At 72.5% G+C, this 3,972-nt stretch carries 4 protein-coding genes and 1 tRNA gene; all 5 read left to right on the top strand.

Annotation, left to right across the window (positions count from 1 at the left end; all coding sequences use genetic code 11):
* The first annotated feature begins 114 nt into the window (after positions 1-114).
* The 5 genes from ACFTZL_RS42300 (at position 115) to ACFTZL_RS42280 (ending at position 3,964) form a co-directional block, all read left to right on the top strand.
* Positions 115-1,086 (top strand): ABC transporter ATP-binding protein, encoded by a 972-nt coding sequence (locus ACFTZL_RS42300; RefSeq protein WP_382595164.1) that lies wholly within the window; start codon positions 115-117, stop codon positions 1,084-1,086.
* Entirely contained in the window at positions 1,083-1,898 is an 816-nt protein-coding gene (locus tag ACFTZL_RS42295) for an ABC transporter permease (RefSeq protein ID WP_382595161.1), read from the top strand. The genes ACFTZL_RS42300 and ACFTZL_RS42295 overlap by 4 nt, the downstream gene beginning before the upstream one ends.
* A gap of 22 nt (positions 1,899-1,920) precedes the next feature.
* The gene (locus ACFTZL_RS42290) at positions 1,921-3,249 is read left to right on the top strand and encodes a sensor histidine kinase (RefSeq protein ID WP_382595158.1); all 1,329 of its coding nucleotides are present in this window, start codon (positions 1,921-1,923) and stop codon (positions 3,247-3,249) included.
* Complete coding sequence (locus ACFTZL_RS42285; RefSeq protein WP_382595156.1) at positions 3,246-3,866, top strand: response regulator; 621 nt, start codon at positions 3,246-3,248, stop codon at positions 3,864-3,866. The genes ACFTZL_RS42290 and ACFTZL_RS42285 overlap by 4 nt, the downstream gene beginning before the upstream one ends.
* A gap of 22 nt (positions 3,867-3,888) precedes the next feature.
* Positions 3,889-3,964: transfer RNA gene (locus ACFTZL_RS42280), tRNA-Gly, on the top strand.
* The last annotated feature ends 8 nt before the right edge of the window (positions 3,965-3,972 follow it).

The following is a 3,972-nucleotide window of genomic DNA, read 5'->3' as shown; positions in this document are numbered from 1 at the left end:
GTCCTGATGGACCGGGGTCTTTTCGTGTTCATCGCCGGCCCGTCTGACATTTGTCATGCCGATAGATGACAGCGCGCACTGCTCCCCGGGCCGTGGGGCCGGGACGCTGAAGACATGGAAACCAACGGACACGAACACGTGATTGAGGTCGCTGACCTGCGGCGTGTGTACGGGGGCGGGTTCGAGGCGGTCCGCGGAATCAGCTTTGCCGTACGACGCGGGGAGATCTTCGCGCTGCTGGGCACCAACGGCGCGGGCAAGACGTCGACGGTCGAACTGCTGGAGGGACTCGCGGCGCCGGCGGACGGCCGCGTGCGGGTCCTGGGGCACGACCCGTACACCGACCGGGCCCTCGTCCGGCCCCGCACCGGCGTGATGCTCCAGGAAGGCGGCTTCCCGTCCGAGCTGACCGTCGCGGAGACCACGCGGATGTGGGCGGGGTGCGTGAGCGGTGCCCGCCCGCCGTCTGAGGTCCTCGCGCTGGTCGGACTGGAGTCGAAGGCCGGCGTCCGGGTCAAGCAGTTGTCCGGCGGACAGCGGCGCCGCCTGGATCTGGCGCTCGCCCTGCTCGGCCACCCCGAGGTGCTCTTCCTGGACGAGCCGACCACCGGACTGGACGTCGAAGGCCGCCGGGAAACGTGGGAGTTGGTGAGCGCACTGCGCGACGGCGGCACGACGGTGCTGCTGACCACGCACTATCTGGAGGAGGCCGAGAACCTCGCCGACCGGCTGGCGATCATGCACGAGGGCCGCATCGCCACCACCGGGACCCCGGCCGAGGTGACCGCCGCCGAGCCGTCGCGGATCTCCTTCGAGCTGCCCGACGGCTACTTCGTGGGCGATCTGCCGCCGCTCGGCGAGCTGGGCGTGACCGGGCACGAGACCGACGGCCGGATCGTCCGGCTCCGCACCCATGAACTGCAGCGTGCGGCCACCGGGCTGCTGGTGTGGGCCGAGCGGGCGCGGGTGGAGCTGCGCCGTCTGGACGCGCGGTCGGCCTCTCTGGAGGAGGCGTTCCTCGGGATCGCCAAGGAGGTATCCCCAGGACGGGCCACGGCAGGGACGACGAAGGAGTACGCGGCATGAGTGCCACCCGCACGACGCTGAGCCCGGCGCTCGGCACCGAGGCCGCGGCCAGCACGCCGATGAGCCGTATGACGGCACTCGCCCGCGCCGAGCTGACCTTGCTCGGGCGGAGCAGGGGCGCGCTCGTCGCCGCACTGTTCGTGCCGCTGGTGATGCCGGTCAGCGTGCGGTCGGCGGCCCAGGAGATGGACCTCGCGGAGGCGGGGCTGAACGCCGGCACCCTGGTCCTGCCCGCCGCGGTCGGCTTCTCCCTGCTGTTCGCCGTCTACTCGGTGCTCGTCGGCGTCTTCGTCGTCCGGCGTGAGGAACTCGTCCTCAAGCGGCTGCGCACCGGTGAGCTGCGGGACGCCGAGATCCTGGCCGGCTCCGCCACGCCCGCCGCGGTCACCGGGCTCGCGCAGTGCCTGCTGCTCGCGGCGGGCTGCGCCGTGCTGCTGGACATGTCCGCGCCGTCCGCGCCCCATCTGGCCGTCGTGGGCCTGCTGTTGGGGCTCGTACTGTGCGCCGCCCTCGCCGCGGTCACCGCCGGTTTCACCCGGACCGGCGAGAGCGCCCAGGTCACACCCATGCCGCTGCTGGTCGTCTCGATGATGGGCTCGGGCATGTTCGTTCCGCTGGAGCTGCTGCCGGACCGGCTGGCCTCCCTGTGCGAACTGCTGCCGCTGACGCCCGTCGTCACCCTGGTGCGCGGCGGCTGGACCGGCGACCTCTCGGCGTACGAGGCGCTGGGCGCCGTGGCGACGGCGGTGGCCTGGACCCTCGTGTCGGTGTTTGCTGTACGGCGGTGGTTCCGCTGGGAACCGCGGCGCTGACCGGAGGGGGAGGGACGGGCTGATGCGTGGGCCGGGCAGGTGGTGGCGGCGGAAGACCACGCCGGAGAAGGTCGAGACGTACACGCGGTGGTCCTTCCAGTCCTTCGCGGTGTTCGAGTTCGTCATGGTCGGGCTCCTGGCCATGGTCCCGCAGGGGGTGCGGCTCGGGGCCGGGCTGCTGCTCCTGTCGGGTGTGCACGCCGCGGTCTGCCTGGTCACCGTGTCGCGGTCGCTGGACTGGACGCGCGGCAGGCGGCCGCAGCCCGTCCGGCTGCTGTGGACGCTGGCCGCCGTGACCGCCGTGGTCGGCGCCGTCGCGATCGGCATCGCCGACCACGGGCCGGGCGGCGAGAGCGTGGAGAACGCCGCGAACGGGGCCGTCGGGGTCGTCGGCATCATCGGGATCGGCTCCATCGCCCTCGGTGTCCGCGAACGGCGGCATGTGTGCGCGATCGTCGTGGGCTTCGCGACGGTCTCCTGGCTCCTGGCGCTCACCCGGGGCGCCTCGCTGGGCGAATCGCTCTTCTCGGCGTCGATGGCGCTGCTCGCCGGCGGGGTGCTCGCCTTCACGGCCGTCGTCTCCGTGTGGCTGCTCGACATCGTCTACGAACTCGACGAGGCACGCGAGACCCGGACCCGGCTCGCCGTCGCCGAGGAGCGGCTCAGGTTCGGGCGTGATCTGCACGACGTCATGGGGCGGAACCTCGCCGTGATCGCGCTCAAGAGCGAACTGGCCGTGCAGCTCGCCCAGCGGGGGCGGCCGGAGGCCGTGGCGCAGATGGTGGAGGTGCAGCGGCTCGCGCACGAGTCGCAGCGGGAGGTACGGGAGGTCGTCCGCGGCTACCGCGAGGCCGACCTCAGGACGGAACTCGCCGGAGCGCAAGGGGTGCTGGCCGCGGCCGGCATCGACTGCACGGTGAGCGGGGCGACGGCGGCCGGGCTGCCGGTCGCGGTGCAGTCCGCCCTGGGGTGGGTGGTGCGGGAGGCAGCGACGAACGTCCTGCGGCACGGGGACGCGCGGCGGTGTGCGGTGCGGCTGCGGGTGGCGGAGGGGCGCGTGGTGTTGTCGGTGGAGAACGACGGGGTGGAGAGCGACGAGGTGGCCGCGGAGGCCGGGACAGGGGCGGCCGGGACCGGGGCGGCCGGCTCTTCCGGCTCGGGGCTTGCCGGGTTGCGGGAGCGGCTGGCGGAGATCGACGGGACGTTGGAGGCCGGGCCCGCTGAGCGGGGGCTGTTCCGGCTGACGGCGGAGATTCCGCTGCCGTCGATAGCCGGCCCTTCCGGCCTTGCTGACCCCTCCGGCCCGGCGTCCGCCGCCACGGTGCGACCCGTGAGTGAGGTCACACCATGACCGCCGTAGAGCCCGTACGGCTGCTGCTCGCCGACGACGAGCACCTGATCCGTGGGGCGCTCGCCGCGCTGCTGTCGCTGGAGGACGACATCATGGTCGTCGCCGAGGCGGCCACCGGGCCGGAGGCGATGGCGATGGCCCGGGCCCATGAGCCCGACGTCGCGGTGCTGGATCTCCAGATGCCCGGCGCCGACGGTGTGAAGGTCGCCACACACCTGCGCTCCGAACTGCCCGGCTGCAAGGTACTCATCGTCACCAGCCACGGGCGGCCCGGGCATCTGAAGCGGGCGCTGGAGGCCGGGGTGCGGGGGTTCGTGCCGAAGACCGTGAGTGCGCAGCGGCTCGCGGAGCTCATTCGTACCGTGCACGCCGGTAACCGTTACGTCGACCCGGAGTTGGCCGCCGACGCGATCGCCGCCGGGGACTCGCCGCTGACCGGGCGGGAGGCGGAGGTGCTGGAACTCGCCTCCGACGGGGCGCCCGTGGCGGAGATCGCCGAGCGGGCCGCGCTGTCGCAGGGGACCGTACGGAACTATCTGTCGTCGGCGGTGTCGAAGCTCGGGGCGGAGAACCGGCATGCGGCGGTGCGGCTCGCACGGGAGCGAGGTTGGGTATAGTGGGTCTCGCGCCACGGCGCATGCGAACGTAGCTCAGTTGGTAGAGCGCAACCTTGCCAAGGTTGAGGTCGCGAGTTCGAACCTCGTCGTTCGCTCCATATGAAGA

The sequence above is a fragment of the Streptomyces sp. NPDC056948 genome (genome assembly GCF_042674225.1).
Classification (GTDB): Bacteria; Actinomycetota; Actinomycetes; order Streptomycetales; family Streptomycetaceae; genus Streptomyces; species Streptomyces purpurascens.
Note: the sequence above shows the minus strand (reverse complement) of the source record. Positions and strands in the feature narration are given on the sequence as shown.

Bases quoted from the DNA above. Each gene is read 5' to 3' on its own strand.
- ACFTZL_RS42290 (WP_382595158.1), top strand. From the start codon at position 1,921: ATGCGTGGGCCGGGCAGGTGGTGGCGGCGGAAGACCACGCCGGAGAAG.
- ACFTZL_RS42295 (WP_382595161.1), top strand. From the start codon at position 1,083: ATGAGTGCCACCCGCACGACGCTGAGCCCGGCGCTCGGCACCGAGGCC.
- ACFTZL_RS42285 (WP_382595156.1), top strand. From the start codon at position 3,246: ATGACCGCCGTAGAGCCCGTACGGCTGCTGCTCGCCGACGACGAGCAC.
- ACFTZL_RS42300 (WP_382595164.1), top strand. From the start codon at position 115: ATGGAAACCAACGGACACGAACACGTGATTGAGGTCGCTGACCTGCGG.